This is a genomic window from Lacihabitans sp. CCS-44 (genome assembly GCF_024343735.1).
Lineage (GTDB): Bacteria > Bacteroidota > Bacteroidia > Cytophagales > Spirosomataceae > Leadbetterella.
Window position 1 is genome coordinate 95,322 of sequence record NZ_RJUE01000059.1, and the last position, 18,928, is coordinate 114,249.

Annotated in this window: 16 protein-coding genes; 6 read left to right on the forward strand and 10 right to left on the reverse strand. The window is 38.5% G+C overall.

Annotated features, from left to right (window positions below):
- Window positions 1-42 precede the first annotated feature (42 nt).
- A complete protein-coding gene (locus EGI26_RS13750; protein WP_255079123.1) occupies window positions 43-1,383 on the reverse strand; it encodes a Gfo/Idh/MocA family protein in 1,341 nt (446 codons plus the stop codon).
- Window positions 1,384-1,530: 147 nt separating this feature from the next.
- Between EGI26_RS13750 and EGI26_RS13755 the strand changes: the two genes are divergently transcribed.
- Both EGI26_RS13755 and folE read left to right on the forward strand, forming a co-directional pair.
- Complete coding sequence (locus EGI26_RS13755) at window positions 1,531-1,941, forward strand: 6-carboxytetrahydropterin synthase (protein WP_303626757.1); 411 nt, start codon at window positions 1,531-1,533, stop codon at window positions 1,939-1,941.
- Window positions 1,904-2,596 carry a GTP cyclohydrolase I FolE gene (folE, locus tag EGI26_RS13760; RefSeq protein ID WP_255079124.1) on the forward strand — a complete coding sequence of 231 codons (693 nt, stop codon included), beginning with the start codon at window positions 1,904-1,906 and terminating at the stop codon, window positions 2,594-2,596. The genes EGI26_RS13755 and folE overlap by 38 nt, the downstream gene beginning before the upstream one ends.
- Window positions 2,597-2,868: 272 nt before the next feature.
- On the opposite strand, the gene dnaK is transcribed toward folE, so the two are convergent.
- The 5 genes from dnaK to rpmI all read right to left on the reverse strand — a co-directional run bounded on the left by dnaK (window position 2,869) and on the right by rpmI (window position 9,215).
- Window positions 2,869-4,773: a molecular chaperone DnaK gene (gene dnaK, locus EGI26_RS13765; protein ID WP_255079127.1), complete on the reverse strand. Its 1,905-nt coding sequence runs from the start codon at window positions 4,771-4,773 to the stop codon at window positions 2,869-2,871.
- A gap of 111 nt (window positions 4,774-4,884) precedes the next feature.
- Complete coding sequence (locus EGI26_RS13770; RefSeq protein WP_255079128.1) at window positions 4,885-7,770, reverse strand: NPCBM/NEW2 domain-containing protein; 2,886 nt, start codon at window positions 7,768-7,770, stop codon at window positions 4,885-4,887.
- A gap of 79 nt (window positions 7,771-7,849) precedes the next feature.
- Entirely contained in the window at window positions 7,850-8,446 is a 597-nt protein-coding gene (locus EGI26_RS13775; RefSeq protein ID WP_255079130.1) for a DUF937 domain-containing protein, read from the reverse strand.
- Between the two features lie 143 nt (window positions 8,447-8,589).
- The gene (rplT, locus tag EGI26_RS13780; protein ID WP_255048226.1) at window positions 8,590-8,934 is read right to left on the reverse strand and encodes a 50S ribosomal protein L20; all 345 of its coding nucleotides are present in this window, start codon (window positions 8,932-8,934) and stop codon (window positions 8,590-8,592) included.
- 86 nt (window positions 8,935-9,020) lie between these two features.
- On the reverse strand, window positions 9,021-9,215 hold the full coding sequence (gene rpmI / locus EGI26_RS13785; protein WP_255079131.1) for a 50S ribosomal protein L35: 195 nt from the start codon (window positions 9,213-9,215) through the stop codon (window positions 9,021-9,023).
- 310 nt (window positions 9,216-9,525) lie between these two features.
- On the opposite strand from rpmI, the gene EGI26_RS13790 reads away from it, so the two are divergent.
- Together EGI26_RS13790 and dnaE are read left to right on the forward strand one after the other, a co-directional pair.
- Entirely contained in the window at window positions 9,526-10,368 is an 843-nt protein-coding gene (locus tag EGI26_RS13790; protein ID WP_255079133.1) for a Bro-N domain-containing protein, read from the forward strand.
- A 301-nt stretch (window positions 10,369-10,669) separates the two neighbouring features.
- Window positions 10,670-14,260 carry a DNA polymerase III subunit alpha gene (gene dnaE, locus EGI26_RS13795; RefSeq protein ID WP_255079134.1) on the forward strand — a complete coding sequence of 1,197 codons (3,591 nt, stop codon included), beginning with the start codon at window positions 10,670-10,672 and terminating at the stop codon, window positions 14,258-14,260.
- On the opposite strand, the gene EGI26_RS13800 is transcribed toward dnaE, so the two are convergent.
- Window positions 14,257-15,165, reverse strand: a complete 909-nt coding sequence (locus tag EGI26_RS13800) for a lysophospholipid acyltransferase family protein (RefSeq protein WP_255079136.1) — start codon at window positions 15,163-15,165, stop codon at window positions 14,257-14,259. The genes dnaE and EGI26_RS13800 overlap by 4 nt on opposite strands.
- A 3-nt stretch (window positions 15,166-15,168) precedes the next feature.
- Window positions 15,169-15,765, reverse strand: a complete 597-nt coding sequence (locus EGI26_RS13805; RefSeq protein WP_255079137.1) for an NTP transferase domain-containing protein — start codon at window positions 15,763-15,765, stop codon at window positions 15,169-15,171.
- A 99-nt stretch (window positions 15,766-15,864) separates the two neighbouring features.
- Here EGI26_RS13805 and EGI26_RS13810 point away from each other — a divergent pair, with 99 nt between their 5' ends.
- On the forward strand, window positions 15,865-16,875 hold the full coding sequence (locus EGI26_RS13810; protein ID WP_255079138.1) for a VWA domain-containing protein: 1,011 nt from the start codon (window positions 15,865-15,867) through the stop codon (window positions 16,873-16,875).
- Window positions 16,876-16,948: 73 nt separating this feature from the next.
- On the opposite strand, the gene EGI26_RS13815 is transcribed toward EGI26_RS13810, so the two are convergent.
- Window positions 16,949-17,731: a ThiF family adenylyltransferase gene (locus tag EGI26_RS13815; protein ID WP_255079140.1), complete on the reverse strand. Its 783-nt coding sequence runs from the start codon at window positions 17,729-17,731 to the stop codon at window positions 16,949-16,951.
- A complete protein-coding gene (locus EGI26_RS13820) occupies window positions 17,728-18,399 on the reverse strand; it encodes a TatD family hydrolase (protein WP_255079141.1) in 672 nt (223 codons plus the stop codon). Before EGI26_RS13820 ends, EGI26_RS13815 begins: the two co-directional genes overlap by 4 nt.
- A 27-nt stretch (window positions 18,400-18,426) precedes the next feature.
- On the opposite strand from EGI26_RS13820, the gene EGI26_RS13825 reads away from it, so the two are divergent.
- Complete coding sequence (locus tag EGI26_RS13825) at window positions 18,427-18,882, forward strand: GNAT family N-acetyltransferase (protein ID WP_255079144.1); 456 nt, start codon at window positions 18,427-18,429, stop codon at window positions 18,880-18,882.
- The last annotated feature ends 46 nt before the right edge of the window (window positions 18,883-18,928 follow it).

Consider the following 18,928-nt stretch of genomic DNA (forward strand, 5'->3'; position numbering starts at 1 on the left):
TTCTCCTACAACCTAAAAACAATCAAAATAATTTATTCAAAATCAATAATTCTCAGTTAAACCGAAAATCCTTTTGTTCGTTTTCCATTTGCCTCGGGTAAAATCCGGGATTTCAACGGGCGAACTTCCACGAGCTATGGAAAGTTCTGACAATGGACTAATGGCACTCCAAGCCGCTGCGTCATAAACGTCAATTGGTGGAGCAACCTTGTTTTTTACCGACTCAATAAAAGCCCGCAGCACAAAAAAATCTATTCCACCATGGCCTGCCTTTTCGGCTGTTTGAGCGTGGGTTTTCCAAACTGGGTGATCATGTTCCTCCTGATAGGGCTTAAACGGCTCCCAAGCATGGGCCTTCGGACTTTTGCCCTGAAGGTAGATAGATTTGTTATCGTCCATCCAGATGCCCTCCGTACCTTGAGCCCTAAAACCCAACGAGTAAGGTCTTGGTGAGTTACAGTCGTGTATGATGACTATGTTCTCTCCGTTTTCACACTGAATTGTGGTAGTCACCACATCGCCCAACTTAAATTTGACCTTGGAGTTGGGATGATCAGCACCGCCTTTGTCCACAATATGTTTGTGCAAACCCCTGGCCTTGGTAGCAGTGGAAGTCAGATAATTGAATTTATTACCTCTATTAATATCCAGCCAGTGAGCTACCGGACCAAGACCATGTGTTGGATAAATGTCCCCATTTCTATCGATAGAATGTTGCGTACGCCATTTAGCTTCTGATATTGCTTTTTCTCCAAACTCCACACCTCCACCATAAAAGTTTTTCCCATCGTTAAATTTGACTTCCCTGAGGTCGTGTTGGTATCCGCAATGTGCATAAAGCATTTCACCGAACATTCCTTTGCGTATCATGTTCAACACCGACATTACATCTCTGCGGTAGCACACGTTTTCCAGAATCATACAATGCGACCCCGTTTTTTCATAAGTATCCACCAAATCCCAAGATTCTTGCAAGGTAACAGTGGCCGAGACTTCCACAGCTGTATATTTTCCGGCCTTCATCGACTCCACACTCATAGGTACGTGCCATTCCCATGGGGTGGCTATAACCACTCCGTCAATGTCATCGCGTTTGAGCATATTTATAAAATCATTGTCATTCTTTCCGTACACCGCTGGGTCTTTCCTATTGGCTTTCTGTGTAATGGCCAAGGTACGTTTGATGGCATCTGGATCAATATCACAAATAGCGGTTATTTCTACATCGTCTCTATAAATGGCTTGTTCAACATGGTTTCTTCCTCTTAGACCCACTCCGATAAAAGCTAGTTTTACTTTTTTATCCTTCTGAGCCGCATTGACATTTAGAAAAGGAATGGCAGATGTGGCTAGGCTAGTTGTCAGAAAATTTCTACGATCCATATAATTATTAATTTTTTTTACTAATGTAATATTTTTTTTTATTTGAACAATATTAAACTTTCATTCGTTAGACAAATATCAAAACCAGCCAGTCCGTTTTTGATTGTGTAGTACACAGACTTTGTACAAGACTAAAAAAACCTTATTTTGAACAAAATATCAGTAATTAGGAAAGAACATTTCAACGCCGCTCATAGGTTATTTAACCCCGAGTGGAGCGATGAAAAAAACCAAGAGATTTTCGGCAAATGTAATAATCCCAACTACCATGGGCACAATTATGATTTGTTGGTAAAGCTCACAGGATATCCAGACCCAAAAACTGGATATGTATTTGATTTGAAAATACTTAGTGACATTATCAAGGAAAATATACTTGATAAATTTGACCACAAAAATCTAAATTTAGACGTAGAATATTTTAAAAACTTAAACCCTACAGCCGAAAATATAGTTGTAGTGATTTATGATGTTCTTCGTCAGAAGATTGATACAAAATTTGATTTAAAAATAACTTTATTTGAAACTGAAAGAAACTATGTTGAATACCCAGCTTAAGGCTATCCATGACCAAGAAATAGGCGATGATCATATCATGACCAACATTGCCACGCCATTGAGAAAAGATGCCTTTGATATGTCTGATGACCAAAAAATAGAAGTCATCGCTGGCCATTTTAAAGAAATCATGCAAACATTAGGCTTAGATTTGACCGATGACAGCCTAATGGGAACTCCTAAAAGAGTAGCTAAAATGTATGTAAAAGAGCTTTTTTCTGGTCTAAATCCTGAAAATATGCCTTCTATTACGCTATTTGATAACAATTATAAGTACGATGAGATACTTGTAGAACGTGATATTAGTTTTTACTCCAACTGCGAACACCATTTTGTGCCGATAGTGGGTAAAGTTCATATTGGTTATATTTCGTCAGGAAACGTAATTGGTCTTTCGAAACTGCACAGATTGGTTAATCATTATGCCAGAAGGCCGCAAGTACAAGAAAGAATGACCATTCAAATCGGAAATGCTCTAAAAGAGGCTCTTAAAACGGATGATATTGCAGTTGTAGTCGATGCAGATCATTTCTGTGTATCTTCAAGAGGAATCGCTGACCAAAGCAGTTCTACAGTGACTTCATTTTTTGAAGGTGCCTTTAATAATGCTTTGAAAAAAGAAGAATTTTTGTCTTTGATAAAATTGAAAAACTAAATAATATTTCTAAATTCTTTTGAAAACACAAAGTCAAATGGCTTTGTGTTTTTTTTATTTTGAATTTCTGAAATTAAAAAAAGCACCCTAAAAACTAAGGTGCTTTTTCGACTAAACCCATACATCTTAAAATAAATCCTAAATCCTTATGAAAAAAAATCCTCAGGCAGATTTATACAGCATATACGTGAAGCACGAAAAAAAGGTTGTAAAAAAAAGTCTGAACTAATTAAAGTCCAGACTTTTCTGTATTTTTCAGAAACTTGATTCTCTTACTTTACTTCCTCAAAATTTACATCCGTAACGTTTTCTTCAGAAGTTTGAGCAGAACCTCCCTCAGCACCAGCGGCTGGGCCTTGTGCACCACCGTCGGCTTGTTGAGCATTATAAATTTCTTGGCTAGCTGCCTGCCAAGCCGTGTTTATTTTCTCCATAGAGGCATCAATTGCAGCCAAGTCGCGAGTTCCATGAGCAGCTCTAAGCTCCGTCAAAGCTCCTTCGATAGCAGTTTTGTTGCCTTCTGAAAGCTTGTCGCCAAACTCTTTCAGCTGCTTTTCCGTTTGGAAAATCATTGAGTCAGCAGCATTCACTTTCTCGATAGTTTCTTTTTCTTTTTTATCAGCTTCTTCGTTGGCTTTAGCCTCGTCTCTCATTCTTTGGATTTCAGCATCTGAAAGTCCGCTCGATGCTTCAATTCTGATTTTTTGCTCTTTACCAGTACCTTTATCTTTGGCAGTAACGTTCAAGATACCGTTAGCATCCACGTCAAACGCCACTTCGATTTGAGGAACTCCTCTCATTGCTGGTGGCAAACCATCCAGGTGGAATCTTCCCAAAGTACGGTTTTGGTTGGCCAACGGTCTTTCACCTTGCAACACGTGCAATTCTACCGAAGGCTGGTTGTCAGCTGCCGTAGAGAAAACCTCCACTTTGTTGGTAGGAATTGTGGTGTTGGCCTCAATCATTTTAGTGAATACGCCACCCATAGTTTCGATACCCAATGAAAGTGGAATAACGTCTAACAACAATATATCTTTAACTTCACCTGTCAATACACCACCTTGGATAGCCGCACCTATAGCCACAGCTTCGTCAGGATTTACGCCTTTTGAAGGTTTTTTGCCAAAGAAAGCCTCTACTTCTTCTTGAACTTTAGGAATACGTGTAGAACCACCCACCAAAATAACTTCTGATATTTGGCTGTTCGATATTCCAGAGTTTTTCATAGCTCTCTTACAAGGCTCCATCATTCTTTTGAAAAGACTGTCGGCCAATTGCTCAAACTTAGCTCTTGTAAGCGACCTCACCAAGTGCTTAGGCACACCGTCCACAGGGAAGATGTACGGCAAGTTAATTTCTGCTTGAGTTGAACTTGAAAGCTCTACTTTTGCTCTTTCGGCAGCTTCTTTTAGTCTTTGAAGAGCCATAGCATCGTGCATCAAATCCACACCTTCATCTGCTTTGAATTCTGCTGCAAGCCATTCAATAATCACTTGGTCAAAGTCATCACCACCTAGGTGAGTGTCTCCGTCAGTTGATTTTACTTCAAAAACGCCATCGCCAAGGTCAAGAATAGAAACGTCAAAAGTACCACCACCCAAGTCAAACACTACCACTGTCATGTCTTTGCCTTGTTTGTCGAGACCATAAGCCAATGCAGCCGCTGTAGGCTCGTTGATGATTCTTTTCACATCCAAACCAGCAATCAAACCAGCTTCTTTGGTAGCTTGACGTTCTGCATCGTTGAAATAGGCAGGAACAGTAATAACTGCTTCAGTGACAGTTTGTCCTAAATAATCTTCAGCTGTCGCCTTCATTTTTTGAAGAATAAAAGCCGAAATTTCTTGTGGAGTATATTGACGATCCCCAATTTTTACTCTTGGAGTGTCATTAGCACCTTTTTCTATATCGTAAGCTATTGTCCTCAACTCCGAACCTACCTCTGTATATTTTTTACCCATAAAACGCTTCACCGAAGCGATAGTGTTTTTAGGATTGGTAATTGCTTGTCTTTTTGCTGGGGCACCTACCTTCTTCTCGCCGTTATCTAAAAACGCCACAATAGAAGGAGTGGTTCTAGCTCCCTCACTATTGGCTATTACTACCGGTTCATTTCCCTCCATTACGGCCACACAAGAGTTGGTAGTACCTAAATCTATCCCAATAATTTTTCCCATGATTTTCTGTCAGTGTATTTAATTAAAAATAATTACGATACTTATTTCACAATGAATATGCCAATGGTTTTTTTGTCAAATATTAATGACAAATTGTCACAAACGTATCTGTCAATTAGGACAATTCTGGATTTTAGCGGAAAAAATCACGCCAGAATCGACAGTAAAGCCCGGACTTAGAATTATAGCATTGGCAGCATTGTATTGCACATTGTTGGTAGGAGAAATGATGTTTGTGGCTTGGATGGTATTACTGCTGTTAAAATTCAAAGGATTTATTCTTGAACTTAGGTTATCGGCGGTTGGAGCCAAAACCAAATTGCTCGTACAATTGGGTAATACATTTATGGTAATATTGTTAGAATACACTTGGCATAAATCCTTCTTACACGAAGCAAAATAAACACCTGAGGAAGTTGGACTATATTGTACACTTGTAGTGTTTAAGCCTGAAAAGCTCCATGTCAGAACACTTGATCCATCACATGCATTTGAGGTAAAATTCACTGCTGTTCCTGAGTTTACCAAAGACTTGTCGGCTGAAATCACTGGCGTTATAGTAGGTGGACTTGTGGTACCAAGAACAAAACCAAAAGTTTCTTCACAGGCAGGATTTCCAACTCCAATTTGATAATTCAAATTAAATACATCGGAAATATTTGAAAAAAACTCGCCTGTTGAAGCATTAATAGTAGCTGGAGGGCCAGAAGCAAATGAAAAAACGCCACCAGCTGGCACTAACAGTGTGGGTAAATAAGATCTGGAAACACAAAAATACCCATCTCCCTCATATTGGATAACTGGATTTACTGAATTTAAAGATACCGAAACAGTAGAGGCTTCATTTCCAACTATATCAAAGGCTTTTACTCCAAACTGAATGGCATTTCCTGAACTCAAACCCGTGATAGTGTAAGTATTTTGTGTGTCAGAAATAGTATCTATTTTAATACCGTTTTTATATATATAATACCCACCAAGATCCTGATCATCAGTGGCGTGCGTCCATTGAAACGAAATACACTTGGTTAAAGTATTTATTGCGGCAAGATTGGTTACAGGTGAAGGATCTACATTATCGCCCAATGAACACATCAATCGTGCATCGGCCCAAACGGCACGATTACAAGTCGTATTTGACCCTACTGGTTCTACTTTTAATTTGATAGAGCTGTAAGAAAAAACATTAACGTTCACCTCTTGCAAGGGAGTGTTTCTGTAAATCGTAGGACTCGTATAAAGCAAGGTTTCATTACCATAAACTTTAAAAACTACACCACCTGTGTTGTCACAAGCATTTGAAACATCATCACTTATACCAATGTAGGACTTAAATTTATAGTATTGACCACTTGGAATTATATACTTAATCTCTGAATTATCCGCTACGCCTAGTCCTTTAGCATAAACTTGACCTTTCAATACTATCGCACTTCCATCTCCATCTCCTGACGAACCGTTCGTTTTGTTTATTTCTATCGGTCCCAAAGCATTAGAAGCCGAAATAAACTTCAAATCTGACAAATAAGCATTGGCTGAACAGCTTAATCCATTATTGGCCAAATTTAAGGCTTGGCCCACATTTACTTCACTGCTAATCTGTTGATTACCGTTGGCAGTGGTAACCCAACAACGGTAAGTACCCGAACTAATCGTTAAGGTATTGGATGTTCCAAAAGTAGAATTTCCATACGCGAAATCTCCACTTACCCATTTGTAAGAAGCATAACCAGAGGGCACGCTTAAGATTACTTGAGAAGAATTTACATAACTCACCGAAATAGTCGGAGGCGTATTGGCTGCGACGGGATTGGAATTACTAAAAAATGAAGCGTTTAAATAACTTGACCAAGCATCAGCTAATAACGGCATTCCTACTATTTTTGAAAAATGCAAATTGATATTGTCCCTTGAACCTGCAACGGTATTATTGTTTATATTATCCGTTTCAGGTCCAGCAAATATTTGATTTGAATTATTTATTAAACCAGTTTGGGCTCCGGTGATGACTCCAGATGCAGCTCCATCAATAAAAGAAACTCTAGAAATAACCCACGGCAAATTATTAGAAAAATCATTCCTAGATTTTGCAATTACATAATTCACGTTTGACTGATACGTTGGAGCACTCACATTCTGAACCTTATCCGATTCACCCTGATGCCAGAGAACTGCTCTTGCTCCAAACAATGAGTTGTAATAATTTAAACCACGTTTAAAATTTGAATAAGGCATGCCAATTGAATATGGTCTTCCATTGTTTTCACTTAAAGTACTACAAAACTGTTGGCCACTGAAGATATTATTTGTAGTACCGCCATCGGAACTTACTTTCCAATTATCAGAAGTAGAACCTGATGCACCAGAATTAAAAAAAGCTACAGGAAAACCTGTATTATTGACAATATTCTCACCAAGTCTTCCGTAGCACCAGGATGCAAAACCCGCTGTACTTGGCTTTGTCAATTCTAAAATTTGACTCATCACTGGCATGGGCAAATTTTCGTTTGAACAGTACACACCATAATCATGTGTAACAACCTTCTCGTTATTAGAAGCCAACCCTATTGGATTATTAGAGTTGTCAAAATATCCTTGCCCATTTGACTGCCCAGCAATCATAAAAACATCGCCGATTCCCACTCGATTTATTGTTGTGGCTTCTAAAACGGTTCCACTTCTTACCGATCTAATTTCTAAGGTATACCAACCGGCGGGCACATTACTAAATTGTCCATGAAAATATCCCATAATAGGGTTTTCTTGAATCACCGACCAATCATATCCAAAGATAGGATTCCCATTTGTAGGATTTAAGAGCCTTGCTTGAATGGAGGTAGCGATAGGCTGCGAGTAACTTCCACTAATAATCAAATTGGCTTGACTAGCACTATTTCGTTGATAAACCGCATTATTTATGGGGTGAGAAACAGTAATCTGTGCAGAAAGCTTACTAAAAAGTAAAAATAAAATTATAATTTTTTGGGTTAATTTCATGACATTGTATGAGAAGAAAGCACTTTACATCAAAAAAGCGTAGAAATCTAATTCTACGCTTTTTTTACAAATTCCTAACTTATTTTTTTCCGAATAGTCCGCCTAAAAGGCTACCGAATAAACCGCCTCCACCAGAACTCTGACCTTGATTAGATGCTCCAGAAGCCAAATTTACCAAATCATTCATATCTAATTTTCCGTCTGCAAATGCCCCAGCACCTTGGCTCAACAAACTTCCGAAGTCTATTCCAGAAGTCTTACCCCCAGACAGAACGTTCATAATACTTCCTGTATCTACAGAGCTATCAGCAGGATCGTTAGACTTACTTATAAGACCGCCCAAAACTGATGGCAACATGTTGGCCACAACACCTGAAGCGGCACCGTTTGAAAGACCAAACTTTGACATAATGCTTCCGATAATATTTTGTGCTATTCCAGCTACCAAAGGGTTGCTCATCAAGTTACCGGCTTGGTTAGAATTTCCACCACCTGTTAACATTCCTAAAATACTACCTAATCCACCTTGTGAATTTGCTTGGTTAGTCAAACCTCCCAAAAGACCCTGCATAACCTCTCCCATTACACCTTCGTTATGCTCATTAGGCACTTCTGTATTTTCTACAACTGCTGTTTGTCCAGCTTGTTGAATCAATCCTTGCAATACTTCTAACATTTTGATACTGTTGGTTTTAATAAATTTTGTTTAAAATTATGAACTATCTCGTACAATTCCACAATATGACTTAAAAAATGTAGATTAGTAACAAAAAAAGACGCCAATTGGCGTCTTTTTTACTAACAAAAACTAGGTTCTTATTATTTTACTTTTTCTACGATAGCTTTGAAAGCATCTGGATGATTCAAAGCCAAATCTGCCAAAACCTTACGGTTAAGCTCAATGCCTGATTTTTGTAGTTTGTTGATAAATACTGAGTATGACATACCGAATGGCCTCACACCAGCATTGATCCTTACGATCCACAAGCTACGGAAATTTCTTTTCTTTTGCTTACGACCTATGTAGGCGTAAACTAAACCTTTTTCAACGGCGTTTTTGGCAACCGTCCAAACGTTTTTTCTTCTGCCGTAATAGCCTTTGGCTAATTTCAGCACTTTTTTGCGTCTAGCTTTAGACGCGACATGATTGACACTACGTGGCATAATTTTTTAGTTTTTTGAATCAGGCGTTCCGATTAGGGAAACTTCAAGGCCTTTATTCGGGTGAAACAATTGAACCAATTGCTGAATTAATTATTCAACAAAGCTTTGATGCGGCTTTCGTCCGCAGAGCTAACTAGAGCTGACGATGCAAGAACTCTCTTACGTTTCGTCGATTTTTTAGTCAAAATATGACTGTGGAAAGCATGCTTACGCTTGATTTTTCCAGTTCCAGTCAATTTGAACCTCTTTTTTGCTCCTGAATTTGTTTTTTGCTTAGGCATTGTACAAAACAGATTAAGTGTATTAAAAGTAAATTGGGTCGCAAAATTAGGGAAAATTATCTAGAAATCAAATTTTGATTGGAATATTTGGTGTGATTTGAGTTGAAATTGTCATAGTTGATAAATTCAAAATTTGTCAACTATAAAAGTTTGATTTATGAAGAATCATCTATGCTGGCAGCAAAAGACTATAGGCCGTCCATCTTTTAGAAGGTACTTGCTAAAAAACTCAGCCGAAAAATTGAAGAAAATTATATAAGTTTACAAGAAAAAAAAATCTAGCAACCAAAAAATCAAACTAAATTCAAACATGAATGATGTAAAATTATTTGAAAGTAAAAAAGTAAGGAGTCATTGGGATGTAGAACAAGAAGTTTGGTATTTCTCTGTTATCGACGTCATTGAGATATTGACAGATAGTAAAAATCCGAGAGACTATTGGTTCAAAATGAAGTTAAGGGTAAAAACCGAAGATGGGCTTGAACTGTCGACAATTTGTCGACAGTTGAAACTAAAGGCAACTGATGGAAAAATGCGAGAAACAGATGTTGCAGATACTCAAACATTATTACGTATCATACAATCCATACCATCTCCAAAGGCCGAACCTTTTAAGCAATGGCTTGCAAAAGTAGGCTATGAACGTATGCAGGAGATAGCCGACCCCAGCCAAAGTATTGATAGAGTCAGAGAAAATTGGCAAAAATTGGGTCACAGTGAAAAGTGGATTCAACAACGCATGACTGGCCAAGAAACTAGAAATAAGTTGACTGACTATTGGAAAGAAAGTGGAGTTGAAAAATCTGACGAGTTTGCGTTACTTACCAATATCATCCATCGAGAATGGACTGGCTTGACCGTAAAAAACCACAAAGATTTAAAGGGCTTAAAATCTCAAAACCTGAGAGATCACATGAGTGAGGCCGAGCTGATTTTTACTGCATTGGCCGAACTTTCGACTCGACAAATAGCTGAAACCGACGAAGCAAAAGGTTTAACAGAAAATGCCGTTGCAAGTAAAAAAGGCGGAAAAATAGCCAAAGATGCTCGCTTGAGACTCGAAGAACAAACTGGTAAAAAGGTAGTCAGTGGGGAGAATTTCTTGCCTCCTAAAAAGGTCAAATCTGAATTAACTAACAGTACTAAAGATTAAGAATACTTTGTAGTTGCATACTCTACAGTTGACAACTTTTTGAAAGTTGTCAACTGTGTTATACTACTCTCCACCTTCCGGCCAGGGATAGTAGTGGAAAGCCCACAGCTGGCGTAGCCGCGAGGACTTGTAACGGATAGCCCGGTGCTTTAGCAGGCCGCCAGATAAGAATTCAAAGTATAGAGAAGTGCTGATTTTTAAGACTTTGAATTTCACAAAGAAATTAATGAGAATCAGGATTTAGAAAGAATTGGGTTATTGGCTATATTTGCATAATACTACTTATTACAAAAAAGACAGGATGCAATTCTCCCATTTACACAATCACACCCAATATTCGCTGTTGGATGGAGCTTCTAATGTAAAGAAACTCTTTGCAAAGGCACAAGCTGACAATATGCCAGCCATGGCGATTACCGACCATGGTAACATGTTCGGTGTGTTTGATTTTGTGGCGGCGGCGGACAAGTTCAATGTAAAGCCCATAGTGGGTTGTGAGTTGTATGTAGTGGAAGATCATACCCGTAAGCAATTTACGAAAGAGCAAAAAGACATTCGGTATCACCAGCTTTTGTTAGCCAAAAACCCCATTGGATACAAAAACCTGACGAAATTGTGTTCGCTGGGATACATGGAAGGGCTATACAGCAAATACCCGAGGGTGACCAAGGCGATGATTGAAAAATACAGGGAGGGGCTTATTGCTACCACTTGTTGTATTGGAGCCTCGGTACCAAAGACGATATTGAAGAAAGGCGAGGAAGAGGGCGAAAAGGAGTTTCAATGGTGGCTGGAGAGGTTTGGAGAGGATTATTATGTGGAAATACAACGCCATGAAATACCTGAACAAAACATAGTGAACGAGGTTTTGCTTAAATGGGCAAAAAAGTATAATGTAAAAGTTATTGCCTCGAACGACAGCCACTACGTGGATCAGTCCGACTGGGTGGCTCATGATATTTTGCTGTGTGTAAATACCAACGAAAAACTGGCAACACCGTCGGCAAAAGATTTTGCGGACGACGAAACGATGAGCTCAAGAGATACCCGTTTTGCTTTTTTTAACGACCAATTTTATTTCAAGTCGACGGAAGAAATGAGCCACCTTTTTCGGGACATTCCGGCGGCGATAGACAACACCAATGAGATTGTTGGGAAGATTGAAAAACTGAATCTCAAGCAAGATATATTGTTGCCCAACTTCCCGATACCTGAGGAATTTAAGATACACGCCGACGACAAGCTGAATCAATGGGAGTATTTGCGTCATTTGACCTATGAAGGTGCCAGAAGACGTTATGGAGAAATTATAACTTCTACCCAAGAACGCCTTGACTTTGAGTTATTTACGATCAAAACCATGGGTTTTGCGGGATATTTCTTGATTGTGATGGATTTTATAAAAGCAGGGCGTGATTTGGGTGTAATGATTGGCCCTGGTCGTGGTTCGGCGGCGGGTTCGGTGGTGGCTTATTGTATAAGTATTACCAATATTGACCCCATAAAGTACAATTTGCTTTTTGAGCGATTCTTAAATCCCGACCGAAAGTCAATGCCCGATATCGATACCGATTTTGACGACGAAGGCCGCCAGAAAGTGATTGATTATGTGGTAGATAAGTATGGAAAAAATCAAGTGGCCCAGATTATCACCTATGGTACCATGGCCACTAAGTCGTCAATAAAAGACGTGGCTCGGGTGATGGACTTACCCCTTGCAGATGCCAACTACATAGCGAAGTTGATTCCTGACAAACCGTCTTATGGCATGGATTTCAAGAAATTGATACACATGCCCATGGCTGGCCCAAAATCATTGAACGAACTTGGCCTTGGCCCTGACGAACAGGAGAATGTGCGGAAAGTGCGAGAAATGTACAATGCCAACGATCTGACTTCCAAAGTTTTAAAACAGGCCGAAAAATTGGAAGGTACTGTAAGGAACACGGGTATTCATGCTGCTGGTATCATCATAGCTCCATGGGATTTGTCTGACATTGTACCTGTTTGTACTTCAAAAGACTCCGACTTATTGATAACGCAATACGAAGGAAAAGTTATAGAAGATGCCGGTGTAATCAAGATGGACTTTTTGGGATTGAGAAACCTCTCGATAATAAAAGAGGCCTTGAGGATGATCAAAGAAAACTATGGACATGAGATAGAGATTGACGAGATTCCGCTGGATGATGCCAAAACTTTTGAGCTTTTTCAAAGAGGAGAAACTACTGCGATATTCCAGTTTGAGTCTGATGGTATGAAAAAGTACATGAAGGAGCTCAAACCCGATAGATTTGACGACTTGATAGCAATGAACGCCCTCTATCGCCCGGGTCCAATAGCTTACATACCTAACTTTATTGCCCGAAAACATGGAACTGAGGAAATAAAGTATGATTTGCCCGAAGTGGAGGAATATTTGGGAGAAACGTATGGAATCACGGTTTACCAAGAGCAAGTGATGCTTTTGTCGCAAAAGCTAGGCAATTTTACCAAAGGGGATGCCGATGTTTTGCGTAAAGCCATGGGTAAAAAGCAGATAGAGGTCTTGAACAAAATGAAGGTGAAGTTCATGGAAGGCGGTGCTGCCAATGGCCATGATACCAAAGTTTTAGAGAAAATATGGACCGACTGGGAGGCTTTTGCACAGTACGCCTTTAACAAATCGCATTCTACTTGTTACGCATTTGTGGCCTATCAAACTGCCTATCTTAAAGCACATTATACCGAGGAATACATGGCCGGGGTATTGACATCACAGTTGGGAAATATTGAAAAGATTACGTTTTTCATGGAAGAATGTAAGTTATTGGGATTGAACGTAAAAGGCCCCGATGTAAACGAGTCTTACAAAAGATTTAGCGTAAATAAGAAAAAGGAGATTCGTTTTGGCTTAGGAGGAATAAAAGGAAGTGGAGATGCCGCCATAGATGCCATTATAGAGGAAAGAGACAAAAATGGGCCATTTGCCGATATTTTTGATTTTGTGACTAGGGTAAATCTACGAACAGTAAACAAAAAAACGCTCGAATCGCTGACTTATGCAGGTGCTTTTGATTGTTTTGACGATATTCATCGGGCAGTTTATTTCCATGAAGTTGATGGCAGCACTTTTATAGAAAAACTGATTAGGTATGCCAACAAAGTAGCTGAAGATAAGGCTTCTGCACAAAATTCACTGTTTGGTGGATTTGAAACCAATGGTGGATTTGACATTCAGAAACCCAAGTCGGAAAACATAGAACAATGGGGAGACATAGAAAAACTCAAATACGAAAAAGACGTGGTGGGTTTTTATATTTCAGGACATCCACTTGACCAGTTTTCCATAGAAATGTCGCTATGCAAACCTTTGGAGCAGCTATTTGAGCCTGATAATGTAAATCGAGAATTTATTGTTGGTGGAGTGATATCTTCCGTACAACAGAAACAGTCCAAAAATGGAAATCCGTTTGGGATATTCAAGATTGAGGATTACACCTCTTCACTCGAAATTATGCTTTTCGGGAAAGATTATGTAGAGTTTTCAAATTATTTAGGCCTGGGCTTTTTTGTAAGCATTAGAGGAAAAATCCAAACCAAATGGAACCGCGAAGGTGAGCTAGAATTTAAACCGTTGCAGATTGACTTGCTCAACGACATGAAAGCCAAGCGATTCAAAGAAGTAAATGTAAAATTAAACTTGGCCGAAATCAACGACATCACTATCAATGGATTACTGGATATTATTACTTCAAATCCTGGCAAATTCAACTTCAAGATGAATGTGTATGACATGGACGAAAAATATGACGTTGCCATGTTTTCTAGAACGATGAAGATTGACCTCAACAAAGACGTTCAAAAGAGTCTTTTGGAGATAGTTGGAGAAGAAAACGTGAGTTTTGGTTAAGATTTTCTTGAAAAATTAAAACCATATTCTACACCAGCCGGCATTTTGTGTTTCCAGCGTTTATGTGTCCAAAGCCAATATTTTGGAGCTGCCAGAATATCCTTTTCAAGAAGCTCGGCGTGTTTTGTCATAATAAAACCTTCTGGCTCTGATTTGGATTGGTCAGAAATCAACTCAAAAGCCATGGTGTAATGACCTTTTTGAGGAACTGTAACGTGTGCAAAAACCACGGGATAATCGAATTGTTGAGCGATTTTCTCGGTACCCGTAAAGAAAGTAGTATCCTGATTTAAGAATTTGGTCCAGAAAGATTTAGTCGGGGGAGCAGATTGGTCATTGGCAAGCGTAACTGCAAAAGCCTTTCCATAGTCTTTTTTGATACTTGTAAAGGTGTCGAATGTAGGAAAAAAAACAGTCCCAAAAGCCGTTCTGGACTTGAAAAACAAGTTATTGAAGTAATTATTACTCATTTTGTGATACGGAACTAACACTTTATGCTTCAAGTAGAAAGGCATGGCTTTGGCTATCAATTCATAATTTCCGATGTGGCCTAGTGTTATAACGACATTTTTGTTTGCTTCAAAAAACGGAATTAGTATTTCGGTGTTCTCTAACTTAATTTTTTCCAATAATGATTCCTCCGAAATAGTGAAACTCTTGATGGTTTCCACAAACATATCGGCCAGGTATTTATAAAAATCTGAGGCAATGTGTTCTCTTTCTTCTTTACTTTTTTCAGGAAATGAGTTCTTAAGATTCTGCTCTACCACTTTTTTTCTATAACCCACTAATTTATAAAGCACTGGATAGATAAATCCTCTAGAAATTATATATAAAAACTTAAGGGGTAGAATTGAAAAAAAATACAAAAAAGGTAATGTTATATAAAAAGCAATGGCTTGCATGGATTAGTTTTTTGATTGTAAAAAGTTATAGTAATCCTCTTTGGTGTCTAAATCAACCGCTCCTAAATCAAAATCTACGGCAACGATTTCCTCAGGATATTTATTGAAAATTTGTTTGGCACCGTGTTCGGGTTTCATATCCAAAATATCCTCAAAACGTTCTTTCTTGTACAATACCGGCACACCCAACGTACCGCTATATTTCGAGGCTATTATCGTTTTATCTGGAAATTCACGAGCAGTTTCTATTAGTTTTTTAATAACGGCGGCATTTACAAACGGCATATCTGAGGTCATAAATATCAAACCATCAAAACCTTTGGTGATCAAGTACGAACCCACCAATCCCATTTTTATTGAACTCCCCATCCCCTTTTGCCAATCGGGATTGTCAATTATACCAATTGGAATATTTTCCAACAGCGGCACAATCTTGGTTTTGTTAGCTCCAACCACAACAGTCACTGGATGAGCCTCAGTATCAAGGACTTCATCTACTAGATATTTAAGCATTGGAACACCAAAAATCGGAAGAATTTGCTTGGCCACACCCATTCGTTTCGACTCCCCCGCTGCTAAAATTACCACTCCAATGTTCATTTATCCGATTTTTTGTGCAAAATTGCAATAATTTTACGTGCAAATGAAAGTTTTGGCATGATGTTTTCGTTTCCAAAGCTGAATATAAATTTTATCCCAATGAAAATAAGAAATGCTTTCTTAATCCTTAAGACTGTTCTACTGAGTATTGTGTTGATTAGCTGCGGTGGTGGCGATGTAAATCCCAACGGTACCACCTTTGACATTTACATTGATTTTTGGAACACTTCGGGTAAAAGCCCCGAAATCAGATTTGATGAGTTAAAAACCTCCAGAGAAATAAAAATTGACTTTACTAAAAACTTTGAAGGCCAAGTAGATGGCCCCGCTGGCACCAAAGTAATCATTGACAATTTTAGAATTATTGATGAATACTCAAACAACTACAATATAGAAGCTATCAATGCTTACGAGTTCAAAAAAGAAACCAATGATTGGAAAAAAGATGTAGAATTTACGATGTCTTTTAGCCAATCAGAAGACATCAGTGTAGTTTTGGTTTTGGACAGAAGCGAATCATTAGGCACTGATTTTGAAACAGTTAAAACCTATGCTATAGATTTTATCGAGAAAATATTTACAGAAAGGAAAGTGGTAAAGATGGGTATTGTTGATTTCTCTGATACTGTAAATGAGTTTCCTTTGTCTACCGACAAAGAAGCCCTGAAAAACTATGTGAAAGGCCTCAAGCAAGGTAAATTTACAGCTCTTTATAATGCCATGGATGCTGGTATAGACATGCTACAAGCTTCCAAGTCGCAGTCTAGGGTATTGTTTACTTTTACGGATGGCTCTGACAACATGGCACCTCCGGCAGTCAACGCCGACTATCTTTTGGGCAAAATTAAGTCTGATAAAAATTCTTATAAAATTACCAGTTTTTGTATTGGACTAAATGGAAAAGGTGGTGTAGATAAAACAGTTTTAACAAAACTGGCAAGTGGTGGTTCTGCAAATTTCCCAGAAACAGTGAAAGAACTAAAAGATGTTTTCACCAAATTCGGAAGAGTTATTTCTAATGTTTACAATTTAGAATATGTTAGAAACCAGCAAATTATAAACCGATCGGATCCAAGGAAATTAAAATTTGAGATAATAACTTCGAATTAAAAAACAGTATCAATAACATAAAAAAAGCCTTGAGATTCAAGGCTTTTTTTGCATTTTAATATTTCTAATAATACTATTTCTTCTTTTTGATATTGCTAGATTTCATCATTTTTGGCCTTTTTTGAGTTTCTATATTTATACCCAACAAATCTCTTATAACTATCGAAGCAGCAACACCTCCAAAGGCCGCTGGCAAATAGGAAATAGTGCCATAAGCTGACTGCTTGAAGTTGGAGCCATCGGTCATTATTAAAGAGTCTTTGTCCATTTCTTCCAAAGAATAAACTGCCCTGACACCTTTGGCAACCTCCATTTTCTTGAGTCTTTTCCTTACGTAAAATGCCAATTTGCATGTATGGGTTTCGAACAAATCTGCCACTCTAATCTGTGTAGGATCTGTTTTACCACCAGCTCCCATCGAACTCACTACTTTTTTGCCACTTTTGTAGGCCGATGCAATTAAGGTTAGTTTGGGAGTAATGCTGTCAATGCAGTCCATCACGTAGTCATATTGATTTTTCATGAGTTCCTCACAGCGTTCAGGACTCAAAAACTCATTAATGACATTTAGCTTCAAGTCTGGATTGATAGCCAAAAGTCTGTCCTTCATCCAACCGGCTTTACTGACGCCATGCGTTGTAAAAAGTGCTGGAAGCTGACGATTTCTGTTTGTTGGATCAACCACGTCACCATCTACAATGGTCATCTCGCCCACTCCCGCTCTACATATAAATTCCGCGGCAAAAGAACCTACGCCGCCTAAACCTACCACCAAAACATGCGAATTCTGAAGTTTTTGTATATTTTCTTTTCCAATCAAGAGCTCACTTCTCGAGAGCCAACCTAAATCACTCATAAGTACAATTCTAAATAATTTTGATATATTTTATCTTTTAGTTCTTCTATATTTATTTTCAAAATATCCGCTGCCATTTCATACACTTCACTCACCACTAATGCTTTATCGTCATCAGTCTCAAAGAAAACTTGATCTAAAGAAATATTCCTGAGTGCTTCTTTCACCAAATCCGATTCCATCAAAGCCCTTCCAAATGAAAGAAAAAAACCTTTTTGCGTTAATTCTTTTGCCAAATCAACTTTACGATTGAAACCATGGATAACCATTGGCACCTTAGGCCTGACCACCTTCTTTATCGCGATGAGTTCGTTAAAACTTTTTACACAATGCACTATTATTGGCTTTTTTACCACCTCCGCAACTCGGATTTGCTTCAAAAACACTTCTTCTTGAAGTTTCAAATCTGGCCCATTGAGTTTATCAAGACCAATTTCTCCAATTGCTTTTACTCTTGAATCCCCTGCCAAGTATTCTAAAACCTCCAATTGCTCAAAAAAAGAATCCTCCGATACGCTCCAAGGGTGAATTCCGACCGAAACCGATTCATTTTCTCCAAAAAAATGCTCTAAATCTTCTCCCAAAGTACTTACTGTGATGTCCAAATTAAAAACTTTTTTTATATTGGCATCGAAAGTCTGAGAATGGTTATGAATATCTAGAAACATAAATATTTTTTCACAAAAATAACAATAATGGGTAATCTTCGGATAGAATGTAAGGCTTTTGCTGAATTAAGTGTGGATGAACTCTATGAAATATTGGCTCTCAGGTCAGAAGTTTTTGTGGTGGAACAGAACTGTGTTTTCCTGGACTTGGATTACAAAGACCAAAAAGCTATACACTTTATGGGTTATGGCCACAATAATCAACTGATGGCTTACACCCGACTTTTTGACGCTGGCCTTTATTATGAGGGTTTTTTAAGTATTGGCAGAGTTGTGGCGTCACCAAATGGCCGTGGTGAGGGATATGGAAGACAAATATTTGGGAAATCCGTTGAGAAAGTACAAGAACTCTTTGGCGAAAAATCAATAAAAATAGGAGCCCAAGCGTATTTGGAAAGCTTTTATGCTTCGTTTGGCTTCGAAAGTATCAATGAAGACTACATAGAAGATGGAATTCCTCATAAGATTATGGTGAGGGCGTAGGTATTTGGAGGGATAAACAATTTAATGGAACACGGATTACACGGAT

What these genes read in the sequence shown, in the direction of transcription:
- EGI26_RS13750 (WP_255079123.1), bottom strand. Translation starts at nt 1,383, where the DNA reads ATGGATCGTAGAAATTTTCTGACAACTAGCCTAGCCACATCTGCCATT.
- rpmI (WP_255079131.1), bottom strand. Translation starts at nt 9,215, where the DNA reads ATGCCTAAGCAAAAAACAAATTCAGGAGCAAAAAAGAGGTTCAAATTG.
- EGI26_RS13820 (WP_255079141.1), bottom strand. Translation starts at nt 18,399, where the DNA reads ATGTTTCTAGATATTCATAACCATTCTCAGACTTTCGATGCCAATATA.
- rplT (WP_255048226.1), bottom strand. Translation starts at nt 8,934, where the DNA reads ATGCCACGTAGTGTCAATCATGTCGCGTCTAAAGCTAGACGCAAAAAA.
- EGI26_RS13815 (WP_255079140.1), bottom strand. Translation starts at nt 17,731, where the DNA reads ATGAGTGATTTAGGTTGGCTCTCGAGAAGTGAGCTCTTGATTGGAAAA.
- EGI26_RS13810 (WP_255079138.1), top strand. Translation starts at nt 15,865, where the DNA reads ATGAAAATAAGAAATGCTTTCTTAATCCTTAAGACTGTTCTACTGAGT.
- EGI26_RS13825 (WP_255079144.1), top strand. Translation starts at nt 18,427, where the DNA reads ATGGGTAATCTTCGGATAGAATGTAAGGCTTTTGCTGAATTAAGTGTG.
- EGI26_RS13770 (WP_255079128.1), bottom strand. Translation starts at nt 7,770, where the DNA reads ATGAAATTAACCCAAAAAATTATAATTTTATTTTTACTTTTTAGTAAG.
- EGI26_RS13805 (WP_255079137.1), bottom strand. Translation starts at nt 15,765, where the DNA reads ATGAACATTGGAGTGGTAATTTTAGCAGCGGGGGAGTCGAAACGAATG.
- EGI26_RS13790 (WP_255079133.1), top strand. Translation starts at nt 9,526, where the DNA reads ATGAATGATGTAAAATTATTTGAAAGTAAAAAAGTAAGGAGTCATTGG.
- EGI26_RS13775 (WP_255079130.1), bottom strand. Translation starts at nt 8,446, where the DNA reads ATGTTAGAAGTATTGCAAGGATTGATTCAACAAGCTGGACAAACAGCA.
- dnaE (WP_255079134.1), top strand. Translation starts at nt 10,670, where the DNA reads ATGCAATTCTCCCATTTACACAATCACACCCAATATTCGCTGTTGGAT.
- dnaK (WP_255079127.1), bottom strand. Translation starts at nt 4,773, where the DNA reads ATGGGAAAAATTATTGGGATAGATTTAGGTACTACCAACTCTTGTGTG.
- EGI26_RS13800 (WP_255079136.1), bottom strand. Translation starts at nt 15,165, where the DNA reads ATGCAAGCCATTGCTTTTTATATAACATTACCTTTTTTGTATTTTTTT.